Consider the following 760-nt stretch of genomic DNA (forward strand, 5'->3'; position numbering starts at 1 on the left):
GTTCCATCGCGGCCAGCGAGTCGAAGCCCAGTTCCCGGAAGGCCCGGCCGGGGTCTATGGCGGCGGGGGTGGCGTGGCCGAGGACGGCCGCCACCTGGTTGCGTACGAGGGTGAGCACGGTGTCCTTGCGCTCGGCGGGCGGCAGGGCCGCCAGCCGGGACAGCTCGGCGGAGAGACCGCCGGGGCCGGGTGCGGCGCTCTGGGCGGCGCGGCGTCCGGGGGCCCGCACGAGTGCGCGCAGCAGGGCGGGCGCGGGGCCCGCGGACTGGCGGCGCAGTGCGGGCAGGTCGAGGCGTACGGGGGCCAGTGCCGCGTCGTCCAGGGTGCGGGCGGTGTCGAGGAGGCGCAGGCCCTCGTCGGCGGTGAGCGGGACGAGTCCGGCGCGGGCCATGCGCCGCAGGTCCCCGTCGGCGAGCCGGGTCTGGTCCCCGCGTTCGTCCCAGACGCCCCAGGCGAGGGCGGAGGCGGGCAGGCCCTGGGCGCGGCGCTGGTGGGCGAGGGCGTCGAGGAAGGCGTTGCCGGCCGCGTAGGCGCCCTGTCCGGCTCCGCCGAGGGTCCCGGCGAGGGAGGAGAAGAGGACGAAGGCGGACAGGTCCAGGCCGCGGGTCAGTTCGTGGAGGTTGAGTGCGGCGTCGACCTTGGGGCGCAGGACCTGGTCGAGGTCCTCGGCGGTGAGGGTGTCGACGAGTCCGCCCGCGACGACGGCGGCGGCGTGGACGACGGCGGTGAGCGGGCGGTCGGCGGGGACGGACGTGAGGGG

At 77.8% G+C, this 760-nt stretch carries 1 protein-coding gene; it reads right to left on the minus strand.

The features are described from left to right. Window positions 1-760, minus strand: a 760-nt coding sequence (locus tag VR44_RS40305) for a beta-ketoacyl reductase (protein WP_045952669.1), incomplete at both ends; no start/stop codon positions are given.

Origin of the sequence: Streptomyces katrae (assembly GCF_000966975.1) — a bacterium.
In the GTDB taxonomy this organism is placed as follows: Bacteria; Actinomycetota; Actinomycetes; order Streptomycetales; family Streptomycetaceae; genus Streptomyces; species Streptomyces katrae.